17 protein-coding genes and 1 tRNA gene are annotated in these 18,967 nt (G+C 70.4%); 15 read left to right on the top strand and 3 right to left on the bottom strand.

Going from position 1 to position 18,967, the window contains the following annotated elements:
* Nucleotides 1-346: 346 nt before the first annotated feature.
* Both PYS65_RS11565 and PYS65_RS11560 read left to right on the top strand, forming a co-directional pair.
* On the top strand, nucleotides 347-694 hold the full coding sequence (locus PYS65_RS11565; RefSeq protein WP_279333864.1) for a cupin domain-containing protein: 348 nt from the start codon (nucleotides 347-349) through the stop codon (nucleotides 692-694).
* A 355-nt stretch (nucleotides 695-1,049) separates the two neighbouring features.
* Nucleotides 1,050-1,577, top strand: a complete 528-nt coding sequence (locus PYS65_RS11560) for a hypothetical protein (protein WP_279333863.1) — start codon at nucleotides 1,050-1,052, stop codon at nucleotides 1,575-1,577.
* Nucleotides 1,578-1,767: 190 nt separating this feature from the next.
* Here the strand turns inward: PYS65_RS11560 and PYS65_RS11555 are convergent, their stop codons facing one another.
* A complete protein-coding gene (locus tag PYS65_RS11555) occupies nucleotides 1,768-1,977 on the bottom strand; it encodes a hypothetical protein (RefSeq protein ID WP_279333862.1) in 210 nt (69 codons plus the stop codon).
* Between the two features lie 191 nt (nucleotides 1,978-2,168).
* Between PYS65_RS11555 and PYS65_RS11550 the strand changes: the two genes are divergently transcribed.
* The gene (locus PYS65_RS11550; RefSeq protein WP_279333861.1) at nucleotides 2,169-2,345 is read left to right on the top strand and encodes a hypothetical protein; all 177 of its coding nucleotides are present in this window, start codon (nucleotides 2,169-2,171) and stop codon (nucleotides 2,343-2,345) included.
* Between the two features lie 71 nt (nucleotides 2,346-2,416).
* Here the strand turns inward: PYS65_RS11550 and PYS65_RS11545 are convergent, their stop codons facing one another.
* Together PYS65_RS11545 and PYS65_RS11540 are read right to left on the bottom strand one after the other, a co-directional pair.
* Entirely contained in the window at nucleotides 2,417-3,025 is a 609-nt protein-coding gene (locus tag PYS65_RS11545) for a hypothetical protein (RefSeq protein ID WP_279333860.1), read from the bottom strand.
* 338 nt (nucleotides 3,026-3,363) lie between these two features.
* A tRNA-Arg gene (locus PYS65_RS11540) sits at nucleotides 3,364-3,435 on the bottom strand.
* Nucleotides 3,436-3,522: 87 nt separating this feature from the next.
* Here PYS65_RS11540 and PYS65_RS11535 point away from each other — a divergent pair.
* The 12 genes from PYS65_RS11535 to prmC all read left to right on the top strand — a co-directional run bounded on the left by PYS65_RS11535 (nucleotide 3,523) and on the right by prmC (nucleotide 18,930).
* Nucleotides 3,523-4,068 (top strand): response regulator, encoded by a 546-nt coding sequence (locus PYS65_RS11535; RefSeq protein ID WP_388703201.1) that lies wholly within the window; start codon nucleotides 3,523-3,525, stop codon nucleotides 4,066-4,068.
* Nucleotides 4,069-4,152: 84 nt separating this feature from the next.
* Nucleotides 4,153-5,238, top strand: coding sequence for an ArgS-related anticodon-binding protein NrtL (gene nrtL, locus PYS65_RS11530; protein ID WP_279333859.1), 1,086 nt, complete (start codon nucleotides 4,153-4,155; stop codon nucleotides 5,236-5,238).
* Nucleotides 5,239-5,253: 15 nt separating this feature from the next.
* Nucleotides 5,254-6,645: a diaminopimelate decarboxylase gene (gene lysA, locus PYS65_RS11525; protein WP_279333858.1), complete on the top strand. Its 1,392-nt coding sequence runs from the start codon at nucleotides 5,254-5,256 to the stop codon at nucleotides 6,643-6,645.
* A 181-nt stretch (nucleotides 6,646-6,826) separates the two neighbouring features.
* Complete coding sequence (locus PYS65_RS11520) at nucleotides 6,827-8,119, top strand: homoserine dehydrogenase (RefSeq protein WP_279333857.1); 1,293 nt, start codon at nucleotides 6,827-6,829, stop codon at nucleotides 8,117-8,119.
* A 6-nt stretch (nucleotides 8,120-8,125) separates the two neighbouring features.
* The gene (thrC, locus tag PYS65_RS11515) at nucleotides 8,126-9,184 is read left to right on the top strand and encodes a threonine synthase (protein WP_279333856.1); all 1,059 of its coding nucleotides are present in this window, start codon (nucleotides 8,126-8,128) and stop codon (nucleotides 9,182-9,184) included.
* A 429-nt stretch (nucleotides 9,185-9,613) separates the two neighbouring features.
* Nucleotides 9,614-10,531, top strand: a complete 918-nt coding sequence (gene thrB / locus PYS65_RS11510) for a homoserine kinase (RefSeq protein WP_279333855.1) — start codon at nucleotides 9,614-9,616, stop codon at nucleotides 10,529-10,531.
* 417 nt (nucleotides 10,532-10,948) lie between these two features.
* On the top strand, nucleotides 10,949-13,045 hold the full coding sequence (rho, locus tag PYS65_RS11505; RefSeq protein ID WP_279333854.1) for a transcription termination factor Rho: 2,097 nt from the start codon (nucleotides 10,949-10,951) through the stop codon (nucleotides 13,043-13,045).
* Between the two features lie 166 nt (nucleotides 13,046-13,211).
* Nucleotides 13,212-15,038, top strand: a complete 1,827-nt coding sequence (locus PYS65_RS11500) for a trypsin-like serine protease (protein ID WP_279337920.1) — start codon at nucleotides 13,212-13,214, stop codon at nucleotides 15,036-15,038.
* A gap of 230 nt (nucleotides 15,039-15,268) precedes the next feature.
* Entirely contained in the window at nucleotides 15,269-16,375 is a 1,107-nt protein-coding gene (locus PYS65_RS11495) for an LCP family protein (RefSeq protein WP_279333853.1), read from the top strand.
* Nucleotides 16,376-16,568: 193 nt separating this feature from the next.
* Complete coding sequence (gene rpmE, locus PYS65_RS11490) at nucleotides 16,569-16,790, top strand: 50S ribosomal protein L31 (protein WP_279333852.1); 222 nt, start codon at nucleotides 16,569-16,571, stop codon at nucleotides 16,788-16,790.
* Nucleotides 16,791-16,944: 154 nt separating this feature from the next.
* A complete protein-coding gene (prfA, locus tag PYS65_RS11485; RefSeq protein ID WP_279333851.1) occupies nucleotides 16,945-18,021 on the top strand; it encodes a peptide chain release factor 1 in 1,077 nt (358 codons plus the stop codon).
* Nucleotides 18,022-18,090: 69 nt separating this feature from the next.
* Nucleotides 18,091-18,930 (top strand): peptide chain release factor N(5)-glutamine methyltransferase, encoded by an 840-nt coding sequence (prmC, locus tag PYS65_RS11480; protein WP_109378027.1) that lies wholly within the window; start codon nucleotides 18,091-18,093, stop codon nucleotides 18,928-18,930.
* Nucleotides 18,931-18,967: the final 37 nt, after the last annotated feature.

Here is an 18,967-nt window from a genome sequence, read left to right as displayed (position 1 = left end):
TCCGGCCCTCCCCTTCAGTCGCTGCGGCTCCTCCCGGAGGGAGCCCCCGGCCGGGCACCCCGCCCCGACGCCGATGTCAGACCTTGATGACGGTGACGCGGGAGCCGCACAGGGCGGTGAGACCCTCGGGTGCCGAGGTACGAACCGCCCCGGGCCCGGGGCGGCGAGGGCGGCGAGGCCGAGCATGGCGTCGACGGCGTTCCCGGCACGAGCCACTGCCCAGAACGGCGCCCGCCGGGTGGTGCGGAGAGCTGTGCGGCCCCTGTGCTGCGGGGTCGGCGTCGGCGACGGGTGCCATGCCGAAAACCGTGAACAGTCAGCGGGCGTGTGTCACTCAAGCGCTCACATGAGCGACACCAGGACAGCAGTCTCCAAAGTGCTCACGACTTCGGGACGGTGTGCCCTCTCCAACGACTACGAGGTCAAGCTGGCCAAGCTGAAGGGTGAATTCGTCTGGCACACCCACGAGGACACCGACGAACTGTTCCTCGGCATCAGCGGCCGGCTCACCATCCAGCTCAGGGACGGCGACGTCACGCTCGAACCGGGCGAGCTGTTCGTGGTGCCCCGCGGTGTCGAACACTGCCCCGTGGCCGACGAGGAGACCGCCATCCTGCTGCTGGAACCGGCAGGGGTCCTCAACACAGGTGACGCGGGTGGGCCACTGACCAAAGCCGCCGAGGCCTTGTACTGACTTCACGGCGCCCGGACACTGTCAGGGCAGGGAGGCGCTCCATCCTCGAGTTCTTGGACCCTTCCTGTTCCATGGCTGCTCGACCGGCACGCTGACGCCCTGGGTGTCAGCGAACGGCAGGTCGCCGCCCTCCACGAAGTGGCCCTGGCCGTACGCGTGTGCCGCTCCCGTTACGAGAAGAGCGAAGGGCTGGACTCCCAGCAGGCCACTCGTGATGTGCAGACCCTCGCCGAGGCGGGCATCCTCACCGCGGTCGGTCGGACCAACGGTCCGGAGAAGCGGCATCGGTGCATCTCATGCCGGAGCTGACGGGTGTGGTGCGGCCGCGATCAAGTACTGGATTCGGGGAGGGGCTTTGGGAACGGAAACGGGTCTACTCGCGTACGTCGGCAACGATGTGCCGGACCGGTTGCGACGGGTGGGGTCGGCGGACCTGACGCGGACGACAGGCCGGAACAGGGCCTGTCGTCGCTGGGGGACGGCCGTTTCGGTCCGCGCGCGGCTCGTCGCGGTGGCGACCACGTCCTTGCTGGGGGCAGGCTGCGGCATGCTGGGCGATCCGGTCAAGGACCACTGGGAGTCCAGAACCGAGTTTTCAAGTTGTGGCGAAGTGAGCTTGGCCCAGGGCGAGGAGATACAGAAGCAGGCGGTGCGGGAAATCGTCTGTCTCCGGCGAGCCCTGAAGAGTGGTGAGAGCGCGGAACTGAAGGTGACTCATCCCACTGTGGAGGGTGACCCGATCCGCGAGTACTACCGCTTGACGCCGCAGGGCGGGCTTGAGGTGTACACCGACAGCACGGACGACCGCTACTCGGACCGGAAGTGGTCGTTCGCTGAGTGCCACACCCCGGAATGGCTGGCTGAGATTTCCTGCGGTCAATGACCAGGCCAACACCAGGAGGCCTCCTCCAAAGCCTCCTGGCACGGGTGTCCGGTCGGAGCCGTTCTCGTGTCCGGCTCCTGTGACTGCCCCGTGTTCCCCGTGGTTTCCCGCTCGATCGGGCACGCCGGGGCACGGGCGGCTCTCCCGGCTTCCCGGTGAGGGGAGGCCGGGGGAGAGTGTCTCTTCGGGTCTAGCCGACGGTCACGTTCGCTTGCGGCCGTCGGGCTGATACGGCGCTCACCGCGGAGCCACAGACCAGGACCGCTGACAGCGCGATCAGGCTGGTCAGCACGTCTTGGATCTGTGCGACGGGGACGTAGACGACCACGATGACGACGAGGACGGCAGCCCGGTCGCGCAGTCGGGGGATCGAAAGTGAGTTTGCCGAGGTCACACTCATAGCAGTACCTCCTGGGTGCCCGCCCTCCGGTTGTTGCTCTCGCCAGGAAACCTGCGCAGCGATCGGTGGGCTTTCATGTCGGGCCACTGTGATGTAGATCTCCCCTTGGCGCGTGATGAAGTAACGATGCGTAAGGGTGATATGACTTGTAGTCATGACGCGTGGGGGTGTGTGAAGCCATGACATCCGCGATGCGAACGGCAAGGCTCGCCCGGCAAGGTCGGCGGGGTTGCGGCAGGCACCGCGGTCGTGTCGAGCTGACGGAGACCCAGCCCACCGCGGGGAAGAAGCAGGCTCGGGAACCGGCGCTCATCCCCGGCCAGATCGTCAACCGCGAGATCGAGGAGTTGTTGCGCGAGTACGAGTGATCGTTGTCTTACGAGGCGTAAGCCCTCGGGCTGTCTGAGGGCTTACGCCTCAGGACGTCAGCTGTAGAACATCAGTAATCGGCCAGTTGGTGTGGTGCTAGTCCGATCTCGGGGTTGTACCAGTCCGGAAGTTCTTGAGTAGCGCGCACCTCAAGGCGCATGGGTGCTCGCACGTGCCCCTGCTGCGGGGTGATCGAGTCCAAGAGGTCAATGACCTGGTCAAGCCTCGCCTGACGAGTGGATGAGTCCGACTCGGCTGTTGCCTCCATCAGGCGTCTGTAGGCGATCGTGAGCTGAGCATTCACTCGACCCTCGATCTCGAGCACTGCGTCGCTTGCCACCAGCTGAGCTTCAGCGCGGATATCCCGTTGAGCACGCCGCGCACTGCTCACTTCCGCTGCTTCCGCTTCGGCGGATCCAGATTTAAGCGCGTAGGCGTACGCCAGCATCGCGTCCCTGTAGTGCCGATCATGTGCGTTCAACTGCACATAACAGTTCCGAAGCTGGTCGATCTTGCGCTGATCCTCAGAAGCCCGCTGCTCCCCAAGACGAATCCGCTCTTCCCGTTCCAACCTCCTTAACTCAGCCCGCTGGGCCAGAACCTGAGTGATCACTGCCGAAGCGAGCGTGCCGCCCACACCAACGATTGCAACGATCACAGAGATGGTCGCGCCGGACATCCCCACCCCCTGGCGTTCACATGTGTCACCCTGCTGCGTAGACGGTAGCTAACGCGCCCGTACGGCCTGGTGCAAACAGTGGTGATTCGCTGCGGACGCGGCATCACCGCCGGCCGGTTCCCTGTGCGGTGCGGTGCCACCCGCTCGGTCTGCCGAGCTGTCCGGAGACTTTGCCGTTTACGGGGGCTGACCTGGGCAGACGCCCCAAGATCCTGTCCACGAATAGTCCACGGCCCCCGACATACGCCCACTCCGAGCGGCACACGGCTGCACATACGCGAAGACCCCGCTCTCAGCGTTTCCGCTGGTGACGGGGTCTTTGGGCACCTCATGCAAGGTGCCCCCGGCAGGATTCGAACCTGCGCACACGGCTCCGGAGGCCGTTGCTCTATCCCCTGAGCTACGGGGGCGTGTCGGTTGCGGTGATCGCTTCGACGGGTAGAACAGTACCAGTTCTGGAGGGGTGGGTAGGAACCCGTTTCCCGGAGGGCGTCACCCTGGGTGCTCGCGGGGCACCCCTGGGGGTGGAAGTGCGGAAAACGCGGACGCGGTGGCCGGTCTCGACCTACTCTCGAGTGGTGCCAGGGGCGTCGCGCCGGGTTCTTGTTGTGGACGACAACAAGGTCATCCGGCAGTTGATCAGGGTCAATCTCGAGCTTGAGGGCATCGAGGTCGTGACCGCGGCCGATGGTGCCGAGTGTCTGGAAGTCGTCCATCAGGTGCGGCCCGACCTCGTCACCCTCGATGTCGCCATGCCGCGGCTGGACGGGCTCAGGACGGCGGCCCGGTTGCGTTCCGATCCCCGTACCCGTGAGCTTCCGCTCGCCATCATCAGTGCCTGTACCCAGTACGAGGTCGAGAGCGGGCTCGAGGCCGGGGTCGACGCCTTCCTCGCCAAGCCTTTCGAGCCCAGTGAACTCGTACGCGTCGTCGGGCAGTTGATAGAGCGGCGGCGATGCGGGGGTAACGGGGGCGACGGGGGCAGGAGCGGTGGTCGTGGTACCGGGGGCGCCGAGCGGGCCGCCGGGCACGCCGGGGGGTAGGACCTGTCCGGCAAGGCGTCCACATGGCGGACTCCCGGGGAAACGGCTCGCCCACCCACCCCCCTCCTCCCCTACGCTGGTCCCGTGACCCCCGTCGAGCTCTCCCGCACCGTGCTGCACGCGGTGCGTCGTGCTGTCGACGCAGGGGAGCTGCGGGTGACCGTTCCCGAGCGGGTCGCCCTCGCGCCGCCGGGACCCGGGGGCTGCGGGGAGTACGCCACCAACGTCGCGCTTCAGCTGGCCGGCCCGGCCGGGCACACGCCCCGGCACGTCGCCGAGGTGCTGCGGGCCCGGCTCCTTCAGGACGGCCAGGACGGCGGCATCAGTGACGTCGTCGTCACCGGGCCCGGGTTCATCAACATCAGTCTGCGGGGGGCCGCTCCCGCCGCCCTCGTGGAGGAGATCCTGCGGGCCGGGAGCGCCGGCAGCACTCCTTACGGGCATCGGTACGGTGCGAGCGGGGAGCGGGTGCTGCTGCACGGGGCCGCCGAGGTGCGTGCCCTGGTGCAGGTCGACGCCCTCGCGCGCATCCTGCGGTCCCAGGGTGTGGAGGTGCGGACCAGGTGCGATGCGGCGGTCTCCGCGCCCGAGTGGGATGCCGTTCTGGACGGCCTGGGGGTCGTCCTCGACGGCGCCGGCGACGGTGACCCGTACGACGCCCCCCGGGTCGAGGTCCGGCCCGTGCCCGCTCCCGGTGACCCGCTGCCCCTCGGCCGGGACGCCGCGCGGTGGGCGTTGCTCCGGCCCGCGGCGCACGACCGGCCCCGGATCACCGGCGAGCACCTGGTCCAGCGGGAGGACAACCCCCTCTTCCGGGTGCGCTACGCCCACGCCCGTACCCGTGCCCTCCTGCGCAACGCCGCCGACCTCGGGTTCGCTCCCGAGCCCGGCCCCGTCGACGTGAGCGGAACCCGGCCCCTGCTCGCCGCCCTCGCCGACCACCCCCGCGTCCTGGCCGCTGCTGCCCGGCACCGTGCCCCCGACCGGCTCGCCCGGCACCTCGTCACCGTCGCCGATGCCACGCAGCCCCTGCTCCCCACCGTGCTGCCCCTCGGTGAGGAGAAACCCTCGGCCGCCCACCGCGCCCGGCTCGCGCTCGCCGAAGCCGCCGGGACGGTGCTGGCCGGCGGCCTGTTCCTGCTCGGCATCGACGCACCCGACCATCTGTGAAAGAGCACGCGAAGAATGAGCCGTTCCGCACACCCCGCCGGACCCCGCTACGCCGACGTCCTCCCCGAGGGGCACTATTCCGCGCCGCCCGCCGATCTCAACGCCCTCGACCCGAAGGTGTGGGCGCAGACCGTCGGCCGTGACGAGGACGGTGTGGTCATCGTCGGCGGGATCTCCGTGACGCGGCTCGCCGAGGAGTTCGGGACCCCCGCCTACATCCTCGACGAGACCGACTTCCGCGCCCGCGCGCGGGCCTGGCGCAGTGCCTTCGGGAACGACGCCGACGTGTTCTACGCCGGTAAGGCGTTCCTCTCCCGGGCCGTCGTGCGGTGGCTCGACGAGGAGGGGCTGAACCTCGACGTCTGCTCCGGCGGGGAACTGGCCACCGCCCTGTCCGCCGGTATGCCCGCCGACCGGATCGCCTTCCACGGCAACAACAAGTCCGTGGCGGAGATCCGCCGGGCCGTCGAGGCCGGTGTCGGGCGGATCGTGCTCGACTCCTTCCAGGAGATCGTCCGGGTCGCGCACATCGCGCAGTCGCTCGGCACCCGGCAGCGGGTGCAGATCCGGGTCACCGTCGGCGTCGAGGCGCACACCCACGAGTTCATCGCCACCGCCCACGAGGACCAGAAGTTCGGGATCCCGCTCGCCGGCGGGCAGGCCGCCGAGGCCGTGCGGCGGGCGCTCCGGCTGGACGGGCTGGAGGTCATCGGGATCCACTCGCACATCGGGTCGCAGATCTTCGACATGTCGGGGTTCGAGGTCGCCGCGCACCGGGTCATCGGGCTGCTCAGGGAAATCCGTGACGAGCATGGGGTCGAGCTGCCCGAGATCGACCTCGGGGGCGGCCTCGGCATCGCCTACACCAGCGACGACGACCCCCGCGAGCCGCACGAGATCGCCAAGGCGCTGACCGAGATCGTCACCCGGGAGTGCGAGGCCGCCCGTCTCAGTGTCCCGCGCATCTCCGTGGAGCCGGGACGCGCCATCGTCGGGCCGACCGCCTTCACGGTGTACGAGGTCGGTACCGTCAAGCCGCTGGACGGCCTGCGCACCTACGTCTCCGTCGACGGCGGGATGTCGGACAACATCCGCACCGCGCTGTACGACGCCGAGTACAGCGTCGCCCTCGTCTCCCGCCGCTCCGACGCCGAGCCGATGCTCAGCCGGGTCGTCGGCAAGCACTGCGAGAGCGGGGACATCGTGGTGCGCGACGCCTTCCTGCCGGCGGACCTGGCGCCGGGCGACCTGATCGCCGTACCGGCCACCGGGGCGTACTGCCGGTCGATGGCCAGCAACTACAACCACGTTCTCCGCCCGCCCGTCGTCGCCGTCGCGGACGGCGAGGCACGGGTGATCGTCCGGCGCGAGACCGAGGAGGACCTCCTCCGCCTCGACGTCGGGTGAGGTACGGGTGAGGTACGAGTGAGATACGAGAGGCACCGCGAGGCACCGCGAGGTGGAAGATCTTCGGTTCTCGCGGGCTCCGCAATGAAATTGATGTCTCACGATCCGGACAAAGGGCAGAAACTTCCGTCCGGTGAGTGAGACTGGTGCAATCGAGACGGTAATCGGGAAACGAGGTCGGATGATGCGTACGCGTCCGCTGAAGGTGGCGCTGCTGGGCTGTGGAGTGGTCGGCTCAGAGGTGGCGCGCATCATGACGACGCAGGCCGACGACCTCGCCGCCCGCATCGGCGCCCCGGTGGAGCTCGCCGGGGTCGCCGTGCGGCGCCCCGACCGGGTGCGGGAGGGCATCCCGGCCGAGCTGGTCACCACCGACGCCACCGCCCTCGTCAAACGGGGCGACCTCGACGTCGTCATCGAGGTCATCGGCGGGATCGAGCCCGCGCGGACGCTGATCACCACCGCCTTCGCACACGGCGCGTCCGTGGTCTCCGCGAACAAGGCGCTGCTCGCCCAGGACGGTGCCGCGCTGCACGCCGCCGCCGAGGAGCACGGCAAGGACCTCTACTACGAGGCCGCCGTCGCCGGTGCCATCCCGCTGATCCGGCCGCTGCGAGAGTCGCTCGCGGGCGACAAGGTCAACCGGATCCTCGGCATCGTCAACGGGACGACGAACTTCATCCTCGACGCCATGGACACCACCGGCGCCGGCTACCAGGAGGCGCTCGACGAGGCCACGGCCCTCGGGTACGCGGAAGCCGACCCCACCGCCGACGTCGAGGGCTTCGACGCCGCCGCCAAGGCCGCCATCCTCGCCGGGATCGCCTTCCACACGCGGGTGCGGCTCGACGACGTCCACCGCGAGGGCATGACCGAGGTCACCGCCGCCGACATCGCCTCGGCCAAGGAGATGGGCTGCACCATCAAGCTGCTCGCCATCTGCGAGCGGGCCGGGGACGGCGCCTCCGTCACCGCGCGCGTGCATCCGGCGATGATCCCGCTCACCCACCCGCTGGCCTCGGTGCGCGGTGCCTACAACGCCGTGTTCGTGGAGTCGGAGGCCGCCGGGCAGCTGATGTTCTACGGGCCCGGCGCCGGCGGGGCGCCCACCGCCTCCGCCGTGCTCGGCGACCTCGTCGCCGTCTGCCGCAACCGGCTGGGCGAGGCCACCGGACCGGGCGAGTCCGCCTACGCGGCGCTGCCGGTCTCGCCGATGGGTGATGTCGTCACGCGGTACCACATCAGCCTCGACGTGGCCGACAAGCCGGGTGTTCTCGCCCAGGTCGCGACCGTGTTCGCGGAGCACGGGGTCTCGATCGACACGGTCCGCCAGCAGGGCAAGGACGGGGAGGCATCCCTCGTCGTCGTCACCCACCGTGCGTCCGACGCGGCCCTCGGCGGCACCGTCGAGGCGTTGCGCAAGCTCGACACCGTGCGCGGTGTCGCCAGCATCATGCGGGTTGAAGGAGAGTAAGCAGCAATGACCCACCAGTGGCGCGGAATCATCGAGGAGTACCGGGACCGGCTGCCGGTCGCCGACACCACGCCGGTCGTGACACTCCGTGAGGGCGGTACGCCGCTCGTGCCCGCGCAGGTGCTCTCCGAGCGCACGGGCTGCGAGGTCCACCTCAAGGTCGAGGGTGCCAACCCGACCGGGTCCTTCAAGGACCGGGGGATGACCATGGCCATCTCCAAGGCCAAGGAGGAGGGCGCGCAGGCCGTCATCTGCGCCTCCACCGGCAACACCTCCGCCTCCGCCGCCGCCTACGCGGTGCGCGCCGGGATGGTCTCCGCGGTGCTCGTGCCGCAGGGCAAGATCGCGCTCGGCAAGATGGGCCAGGCCCTGGTGCACGGGGCGAAGATCCTCCAGGTCGACGGCAACTTCGACGACTGCCTCACCCTCGCCCGCGCGCTCAGCGACAACTACCCCGTGGCGCTGGTCAATTCGGTCAACCCGGTGCGTATCGAGGGGCAGAAGACGGCCGCCTTCGAGATCGTGGACATGCTCGGCGACGCCCCCGACATCCACGTCCTCCCGGTGGGCAACGCGGGCAACATCACCGCCTATTGGAAGGGCTACCGGGAGTACGCCGCCGACGGCGTGGCCACCCGGACCCCGCGCATGTGGGGCTTCCAGGCCTCCGGCAGCGCCCCGATCGTGCGCGGCGAGGTCGTCAAGGACCCGGCGACCATCGCCACCGCCATCCGGATCGGCAACCCGGCCTCGTGGCAGTACGCGCTCGCCGCGCGGGACGAGTCCGGCGGCCTCATCGACGAGGTGACGGACCGTGAGATCCTGCGCGCCTACCGGCTGTTGGCCTCGCAGGAGGGCGTCTTCGTCGAGCCCGCGTCCGCCGCGTCGGTCGCCGGTCTGCTGAAGGCCGCCGAGCAGGGCAAGGTCGACCCGGGGCAGAAGATCGTGTGCACCGTCACCGGCAACGGTCTGAAGGACCCGGACTGGGCCGTCGCCGGCGCCCCGCAGCCGGTCACCGTCCCGGTGGACGCCGCCGCGGCCGCCGAGCGGCTCGGGCTGGTCTGACAGGGCCGAGGGGGGCGACGGGGTCGGCGGGCCCGTGCGCCCCCGGCCCCTTCGGGCGCCCTCCGCGCCCCGCAGCCGCCGCATCGGACGGCAGGAAGGGCGTAAGAGGGCGCTTGCCGGGGGAGGTCTCCCTCAGGGGGTGCACAAGGGGCTTACGACACGCATCGTGCGCCTCCCGTGCGCCCTATGTCGACACGGAACCGTCCTTCGATAGGCTGTAGTCAACCCACCCGCCGCATATGCCGCGGTACCGCGTCGTCCCCGTGGTCCGGAAGCGACCGCCGAGAGGCGCGGAAAGCGGCCGGCCCTCCTGGTCGGCGGCGACCTCGGGGTTTCGTACGTCGTCGCATGTCATTCGACAGTCACCAGCTCAATCGACAGTCGCCCAGATCCCACGACAGTCACCAGCTCAAGGAGAGTCAACGAGCGATGGCCGGTCCCGCCTTCCGCGCCGCCGCCGTCCGGGTGCGCGTCCCCGCCACCAGCGCCAACCTCGGTCCGGGCTTCGACGCCCTGGGCCTCGCGCTGGGCCTGTACGACGACGTGGTCGTCCGGGTGGCCGACGCCGGGCTGCACATCGACATCGCCGGTGAGGGCGGTGAGACCCTCCCGCGCGACGAGAGGCATCTGCTCGTGCGCTCCCTGCGCACCGCCTTCGACCTGCTGGGCGGACAGCCGCGCGGCCTGGAGATCGTCTGCGCCAACCGCATTCCGCACGGCCGGGGCCTGGGCTCCTCCTCGGCCGCCATCTGCGCCGGCATAGTCGCCGCCCGCGCCGTGACCATAGGCGCGGAGGCCAAGCTCGACGACGCCGCGCTGCTCGAACTCGCCACCGAGATCGAGGGCCACCCCGACAACGTCGCGGCCTGCCTGCTGGGCGGCTTCAGCCTCTCCTGGATGGAGGGCGGCGTGGCCCGCGCGATCAGGCTGGAGCCCGCCGAATCGATCGTCCCGGTGGTCTTCGTACCGGGTAAACCCGTCCTCACCGAGACCGCCCGCGGCCTGCTGCCGCGTACCGTGCCGCACGTCGACGCCGCCGCCAACGCGGGCCGTGCCGCCCTGCTCGTCGAGGCGCTGACCAGGCGTCCCGAGCTGCTGCTGCCCGCCACCGAGGACCGTCTGCACCAGGACTACCGGGCCCCCGCCATGCCCGAGAGCGCGGCGCTGGTCGAGCGGCTGCGCGCGGACGGCGTCCCCGCGGTGATCTCCGGTGCCGGGCCCACCGTCATGGCGCTGGCCGACGCCGACACCGCAGACAAGGTCGAAGCACTGGCCGGCGCCGACTGGGCCGCCAACCGGCTCCGTCTCGATCTGCAGGGAGCGAGCGTGCTTCCGCTTGCCGCCTGACACACGGTTGCCGGATGACACGGTTGCCGGATGAGGAGAGGGGGAATGTTTGTTGGATCCGGTAGTGTTAACCTCAAGTCTGCACCCGACCCCACCACGGCGAGGTGCCTCGTGTCCCCGTTCGGGACAGACATTCTTCCGGGAGCTCCCCAAGCCACACCGTGTTCTCTGCGCCGTACGCGCACAGTACGGCACACGCGGACACTGAACGGCCCCCCGAGCACGCTCCGGAACCGGTGCGACCGCGCCACGTGACACTGGATGTCACGGCTCGGCAAGCGCCATCACCAGAAATTCCTCCCGCCGTTCCGGCGGACAACCGCCCCGGCACGGTCCGCACAGTAAGGACCGAAGCCGGACAGCACAACCGGTCGCCGAGCCAGACAGGCCGACGTCCGCTCCAGGGAAGGACCCTTCGTGAGCGACACCACCGATCTGATGGGCGCACGTGTCGAGGAGACCGCTGCCGCGCCCGCCACGGACGCCTCCGCGCCTGCCGGCGGTGCCGGATCCCGGCGGCGCCGCGGTACCGGCCTCGAAGGCATGGTGCTGGCCGAGCTTCAGCAGGTCGCATCGGGCCTCGGTATCAGGGGCACCGCGCGTATGCGCAAGAGTCAGCTGATCGAGGTCATCAAGGAGGCGCAGGCGGGAGCGGGCGCCGCCGCGCCGAAGAGCGAGGCCCCGGCCGAGGCGGCGGAGAGTAAGCCCAAGCGCCGTACCACCTCCCGGACCCGTACGGGTGAGGCCGCCGAGACGAAGCCGGCCGCCGCCGAAGACGCCGCGGCCCAGCAGCAGATCGACATTCCCGGCCAGACGGCCCCGAAGGCCGGCGCCCCGGCCGAGCAGGCTCCCGCCGCCGAGGCGGCCGCCCCCGTCGAGCGCCGCCGCCGCGTCACCGCCGAGGCGGGCGCTCCGGCCGCCGCGACGGAGAAGACCGCCGTCGAGTCGAAGCCCGAGCCGCAGGACGAGTCGAAGACCGAGGCTCCGTCGCAGCAGTCGCAGGGCGACGCCAGGTCCGACCACGACGGCCACGACGGGCGCCGCCGCGACCGCCGTGACCGCGGCCGCGACCGCAATGACCGGAGCGACCGGAGCGATCGGACGGACCGCGGTGACCGTCGCCACCGGGGCGACGACCAGCAGCAGACCCAGGGCGGTCAGGGCAGCCAGGGCGGTCAGAGCAGCCAGGGCGGTCAGGGCCGTCAGCAGAGCCAGCAGCAGGGCGGCGGCCGTCAGGGCCAGGGTCAGGGCCAGGGTCAGGACGACGGTTACGACGACGACGGTGGCCGTCGCGGCCGGCGCGGCCGCTACCGCGACCGCCGCGGCCGCCGCGGGCGCGACGACATGGCCTCCGAGCCGCAGATCACCGAGGACGACGTCCTGATCCCGGTCGCGGGCATCCTCGACATCCTCGACAACTACGCGTTCATCCGGACCTCCGGCTACCTGCCCGGTCCGAACGACGTGTACGTCTCCCTCGCCCAGGTCCGCAAGAACGGCCTGCGCAAGGGCGACCACCTCACCGGCGCGGTGCGCCAGCCCAAGGAGGGCGAGCGCCGCGAGAAGTTCAACGCGCTGGTCCGCCTGGACTCCGTCAACGGTATGGCGCCCGAACACGGCCGCGGCCGCCCGGAGTTCAACAAGCTCACCCCGCTGTACCCGCAGGACCGCCTCCGCCTGGAGACCGACCCCGGTGTCCTCACCACGCGGATCATCGACCTCGTGTCGCCGATCGGCAAGGGCCAGCGCGGTCTGATCGTGGCTCCGCCGAAGACCGGCAAGACCATGATCATGCAGGCGGTCGCCAACGCGATCACGCACAACAACCCCGAGTGCCACCTGATGGTCGTCCTCGTCGACGAGCGTCCGGAAGAGGTCACCGACATGCAGCGGTCGGTGAAGGGCGAGGTCATCTCCTCGACCTTCGACCGCCCCGCAGAGGACCACACCACGGTCGCCGAACTCGCCATCGAGCGCGCCAAGCGCCTGGTGGAGCTGGGTCACGACGTGGTCGTGCTGCTCGACTCGATCACCCGTCTGGGCCGTGCGTACAACCTCGCCGCCCCGGCCTCCGGCCGCATCCTGTCCGGTGGTGTCGACTCGACGGCGCTCTACCCGCCGAAGCGCTTCTTCGGTGCGGCCCGCAACATCGAGGACGGCGGCTCGCTGACCATCCTCGCCACCGCGCTGGTGGACACCGGGTCCCGCATGGACGAGGTGATCTTCGAGGAGTTCAAGGGCACCGGCAACATGGAGCTCAAGCTCGACCGGAAGCTCGCCGACAAGCGCATCTTCCCCGCGGTGGACGTCGACGCGTCCGGCACCCGCAAGGAGGAGATCCTGCTCGGCAGCGACGAGTTGGCCATCACCTGGAAGCTCCGCCGGGTGCTGCACGCGCTCGACTCGCAGCAGGCGATCGAACTGCTCCTCGACAAGATGAAGCAGACGAAGTCGAACGCCGAGTTCCTGCTGCAGATCCAGAAGACGACGCCGACACCGGGCAACGGCGACTGACGCCACTCCCGCCGCCTCGGCTCCGCCCGGCAAAGGGCCGCTCCCCTCCGAGGGGAGCGGCCCTTTGCCTGTACTCGGACAGGTGTACGATCGCGCTGTTCCGGGCCGATCTTCGCATCGAGACCCGAACTTCCGATCCCGAGGGGGGACTTGAGTGGGTACTTCCATGTCCGGGGGCGGTCGGCACAGACGCCGGGTCAGAATCGCACTGCCCGTAGCCGCAGCCGGCGTCGCCGCGGCCGTCACCGCCGCACTGCTGACCTCGTCCGCCGGCGCCGCCACCGCGCTGCCGCAGCCGCAGCCGACCGCGGCCCCGGAGCTCAGCTCGCCGTCACCGGCCGAGCTGAAGAAGCGCCTCGCCGGCGCGCTCGCCGGTGACGACACCGCGGGCCAGGCGAACCGGTCGTCGCTGAGCAAGAGCACCACCACCGGCACCACCACCGGTGCCGGCGGCAGCGGCTCCGTCATCGACGCGAAGATCATCGGTGGCAGCACGACCGCCATCACCTCCGCGCCCTGGATGGCGCAGCTCCACTACTACGACGACCGGGGCACCAGCCGCACGAGCGACGACATCGGCTTCTTCTGCGGTGGTGCCGTCGTGGCCCCGACGAAGATCCTCACCGCCGCGCACTGCGTCAAGGGATACGACTGGAACGCCAACGGCGCCGTCGTCACGGGGGCCACGCAGCTCCCCTCCGTCGACGGAAACCTGCGCGGCGGCACCGTCTCCGGTGTCTGGCGCCAGTGGAACCACCCGTCGTACAACGCGACGACCATCGACAACGACATCGCGGTGCTCACCCTGCCCGGCCCCGTCAAGGCCACCCCGATCCGCATGACCACCTCCGGCGACACCGCCTCCTACGCCGCCGGAAAGAGCGCCAAGGTCTACGGCTGGGGCCGCACCAGCTCCACCAGCCAGGACGTCTCCGAGACGCTGAAGGCGGCCACGCTGCCCCTCCAGTCCGACGCGACGTGCGCCCGCACCTACGGCGCCGACTTCGTCAAGGGCCACATGGTCTGCGCCGGCAAGCCCGCCACCGGCGCCGACAGCGGCACCACCTCCGCCTGCAACGGCGACTCCGGCGGCCCGCTGGTCGTGAACAACCGGATCGTCGGCGTCGTCTCCTGGGGCGTGCGGGACTGCGTCGAGAAGGGCGCCTACAGCGTCTTCGCCAAGGTGAGCAGCTATGTCGGGGCCGCCTACGCACGCGTCGACGACACCAACATCAGCGGCGACCACCGCGCCGACCTGTGGGCGCGCAAGTCCTCGACGACGACCGGCTACTCCCTGGACTCCAAGGGCTCCTCCTTCGCCACCCGCAGGTCCTGGGGCAACTGGAAGGGCGTCAACACCGTCCTGCAGACCGACCTCGACCGGGACGGGTACCAGGACCTGGTGTACCGGAGCAGCAGCGACGGCGCCGTCTACTGGACCCGGTACGTGGTCTCCAGCGACTCCTGGTCCACCAAGCGCATCTTCGCCAACTGGAAGACCCGCACCCGCATCGTCGCCCCCGGCGACGTCACCGGGGACTACCTGCCCGACCTGCTGTCCGTGGACTCCGCCGGCGTGCTGTGGATCTACCCGGGCAAGGGCAACGGCACCTTCTCCGCCCGGGTGAAGGCCGGCTCCGGCTGGAACCAGTACAACTCGGTGCGCGGCCACGGCGACTTCAACGGCGACGGGAAGACCGACCTGATCGCCCGCCACAAGAGCACCGGCGCGGTGTACCTGTACAAGGGCACCGGCAAGGCCGGCACCGGCGCCTTCTCCGGCCGGGTCAAGGTCCGCACCTGGAGCAACAAGACGTACAACGCCTTCGCGGCCGTGGGCGACGTCAGCGGAGACGGCAAGGCGGACTTCCTGGCCCGCACCCCCGGCGGCACCCTGTACCTGTACAAGGGCACCGGGAAGGCCACGAGCAAGATCTTCGCCACCCGGATCTCCGTCGGCACCGGTTTCCAGCAGTACGGCATCTTCGGCTGACGGCGCGGAACACCGCAGGTGAGCGCCGTGCTCACCGCTCCTGAGCAGAACACCCCGGGCCCGGCCGCGCGACGGCCGGGCCCGGCTGCCGTGCGGCCGCCCGCCGGACTCCCCCTCCGGCCGGGCGGCGGGACGACGGATACGGCGGGACGATGGTTGCTGTACGGGTCACCCCCCGCGTCCGGTGCCGGATGCGGGGGGTGACCGACCGGGCAGGAGCTGAGGAGCGCATGTCCGCGGAGAGCACACCCGAGGCCGGTCCACGGGACGGAAGAAGGCGCCGCACGCCGCACGACCGGCGGTACAGCGGTCTGAAGGCCATGGCGTGGACCGTCGCGGCCGTCCTCGTCCTGGGCGGCGCCGGCGCCGGATACGTGTACGCGGGACTCGACGGCAACCTCACGAGCGTCGACATCGACCGTCTCCTCGGCACCGACCGGCCCGAGAAGGCCGCTGACGGCTCCGAGAACGTCCTCGTCCTCGGTTCCGACAGCCGCTCCGGGGGCAACCGGAAGCTCGGCGGCGGAGCCGACGGCGGCGGCGCCCGCGCCGACACCGCGATGATCGTGCACCTCCACGAGGGACGCGAGAAGGCGTCCGTGGTGTCCGTCCCGCGGGACACCGTCGTCGACCGGCCCGAGTGCGCCCACCCCGGGGGCGGCACCCGCCCCGCCGCGAACGGTGTGATGTTCAACTCCACGTACGCCACCGGCGGGGCCGCCTGCGTGGTGAAGACCGTCGAGTCGATGACCGGCCTGCGCATGGACCACTACCTGGAGGTCGACTTCACCGGCTTCCGGAAACTCGTGGACGAACTGGGCGGCGTCGAGGTCACCACCACCGAGGACATCGACGACCCCGACAGCCACCTCGAACTGGCGGCCGGCACCCACCGGCTCGACGGCGCGCAGGCCCTCGGCCTGGTGCGCACCCGGCACGGCGTCGGCGACGGCTCCGACCTGGGCCGCATACAGCTCCAGCAGGCTTTTTTCAGGGCCCTGGTCCGGCAGGTGAAGGACCTCGGTCTCCTCACCGACCCCAAGAAGCTCTACGACGTCGCCGACACGGTCACCCGGACCGTCACCACCGACTCCGGCCTGGGCTCGGTGAACTCCCTGATGTCCTTCGCCGACGGCCTGAAGGGCATCGATCCCGGCGGCATGCACATGGTGACCATGCCGGTGCGTTACGACCCCGCCGCCCCCCACCGCGTCCTGCCGTGGAAGGAGAAGGCGGGGCTGGTCTGGGAGGCCCTGAGGAACGACGAGCCGATCCCGCGCGCGGCGACGGTGGGCACGGCCACGGGCGGGGCCAAGGACGTCGTCAGCGCCTCGTGAGCACGCCTCGAGCGGCCCCCTCGGGCCCCGCCGCCCCGAGCCGGGCCCGCCTCGGGGAAACCCCGGGAACAAACGACGGCCACCCTCGGTTTGGGGGGATGGCCCCAGTCCTGGCAGACTGGTACGTCGGTTCCGGTTCACGCTCCCGCATCCCGTGGTGGCGACCCGGCGCCCTCCCGATCTAGGAGACACCTTGAAGCGCGACATCCACCCCGCGTACGTCGAGACGCAGGTCAGCTGCACCTGCGGCGCGTCGTTCACGACCCGCAGCACCATCGACTCCGGCACCGTCCGGGCCGAGGTCTGCTCCGAGTGCCACCCGTTCTACACGGGCAAGCAGAAGATCCTCGACACCGGTGGCCGTGTGGCCCGCTTCGAGGCCCGCTTCGGCAAGGCCTCCGGCTCCAAGAAGTAGCGAGCCACCCAGGGCCTGCCCGACGGATCCTGTCGGAAACGCGAGGCAGGCCCTATCGCCGGTCCGCGGCAGCGTCTCCTTTCGGAGGCGCCCGCCGGGACCGGCGTTTTTGGTCGCCCGCCTTCCCCTTCCCACGCAGCAGCAGGAGCCCAAGATGTTCGAGGCCGTCGAGGAACTCGTCACCGAACACGCCGACCTGGAGACGAAGCTCGCCGACCCGTCGGTCCACGCCGACCAGGCCAACGCGCGCAGGCTGAACAAGCGGTACGCCGAGCTCACCCCGATCGTCGCCACGTACCGCTCCTGGAAGCAGACGGGCGACGACATCGGGACCGCGCGTGAACTGGCCGCCGACGACCCGGACTTCGCCGCCGAGGTCAAGGACCTGGAACGGCAGCAGACAGAGCTGACCGAGAAGCTGCGGCTCCTGCTGGTCCCGCGCGACCCCAGCGACGACAAGGACGTCATCCTCGAGGTCAAGGCGGGCGCGGGCGGCGACGAGTCCGCCCTGTTCGCGGGGGACCTGCTGCGCATGTACCTGCGCTACGCCGAGCGCGTCGGCTGGAAGACCGAGATCATCGACGCCACCGAGTCGGAGCTGGGCGGCTACAAGGACGTCCAGGTCGCCGTGAAGACCAAGGGCGGCCAGGGCGCCACCGAGCCCGGACAGGGCGTGTGGGCCCGGCTGAAGTACGAGGGCGGCGTGCACCGCGTGCAGCGGGTGCCGGCCACCGAGTCGCAGGGCCGCATCCACACCTCCGCGGCGGGCGTCCTGGTGACGCCCGAGGCGGAGGAGATCGACGTCGAGATCAACCCGAACGATCTGCGGATCGACGTCTACCGGTCCTCCGGCCCCGGCGGCCAGTCCGTCAACACCACCGACTCCGCCGTGCGCATCACGCACGTGCCGACCGGAGTCGTCGCCTCCTGCCAGAACGAGAAGAGCCAGTTGCAGAACAAGGAGCAGGCACTGCGTATCCTGCGCTCCAGGCTGCTCGCGATGGCACAGGAGGAGGCGGAGCGGGAGGCCTCCGACGTCCGTCGCAGCCAGGTCCGTACCGTCGACCGCTCCGAGAAGATCCGTACCTACAACTTCCCGGAGAACCGCATCTCGGACCACCGCGTCGGGTTCAAGGCGTACAACCTGGACCAGGTCCTGGACGGCGAACTGGACGCGGTGATCCAGGCCTGCGTCGACGCGGACTCGGCTGCCAAGCTCGCCGCGGCGTAACTCTCGTAGACAGTCCGGAGGACCAGCGTGCAGCAACCATTTGGGGGGCGCCCCCCGAACCCCCGCAGCGTGCTGCTCACCGAGGTGGCCCAGGCCACCCAGCGGCTCGCCGACGCCGGCGTGCCCTCGCCGCGCACCGACGCGGAGGAGCTCGCCGCGTTCGTGCACGGAGTCAAGCGCGGCGAGCTGCACCAGGTGAAGGACTCGGACTTCGACGCCCGGTACTGGGAGGTCGTCGCCCGCCGCGAGGCGCGCGAACCGCTCCAGCACATCACCGGGCACGCCTATTTCCGCTACCTCGAACTCCAGGTGGGGCCCGGGGTGTTCGTGCCGCGCCCGGAGACCGAGTCGGTCGTCGGCTGGGCCATAGACGCGGTACGGGCCATGGACGTCGTCGAGCCGTGCGTCGTCGACCTGTGCACCGGTTCGGGCGCGATCGCGCTCGCGCTCGCCCAGGAGGTCCCGCGGTCGAGGGTGTACGCCGTGGAGATGTCCGAGGACGCCCTGGTGTGGACCCGCAAGAACATGGAGGGGTCACGGGTCGAACTGCGCCAGGGGAACGCCCTGACGGCCTTCCCGGACCTCGACGGCCAGGTCGACCTGGTGATCTCCAACCCGCCGTACATCCCGCTCACCGAATGGGAGTACGTCGCCCCCGAGGCGCGGGACCACGACCCCGAGATGGCGCTGTTCTCCGGCGAGGACGGCCTCGACCTCATCCGCGGCCTGGAACGCACCGCGCACCGGCTGCTGCGCCCCGGCGGGGTGGTCGTCGTCGAGCACGCCGACACCCAGGGCGGCCAGGTGCCGTGGATCTTCGCCGAGGACCGCGGCTGGACCGACGCCGCCGACCACCCGGACCTGAACAACCGGCCCCGGTTCGCCACCGCCCGCAAGGCGGTCCCGTGAGCCCCCCGCAGACTTCATCCACCCCCAGCCGCACGTG

Source organism: Streptomyces cathayae (assembly GCF_029760955.1).
GTDB classification, from domain to species: domain Bacteria; phylum Actinomycetota; class Actinomycetes; order Streptomycetales; family Streptomycetaceae; genus Streptomyces; species Streptomyces cathayae.
This window is presented reverse-complemented; position numbering and strand designations above follow the sequence as displayed.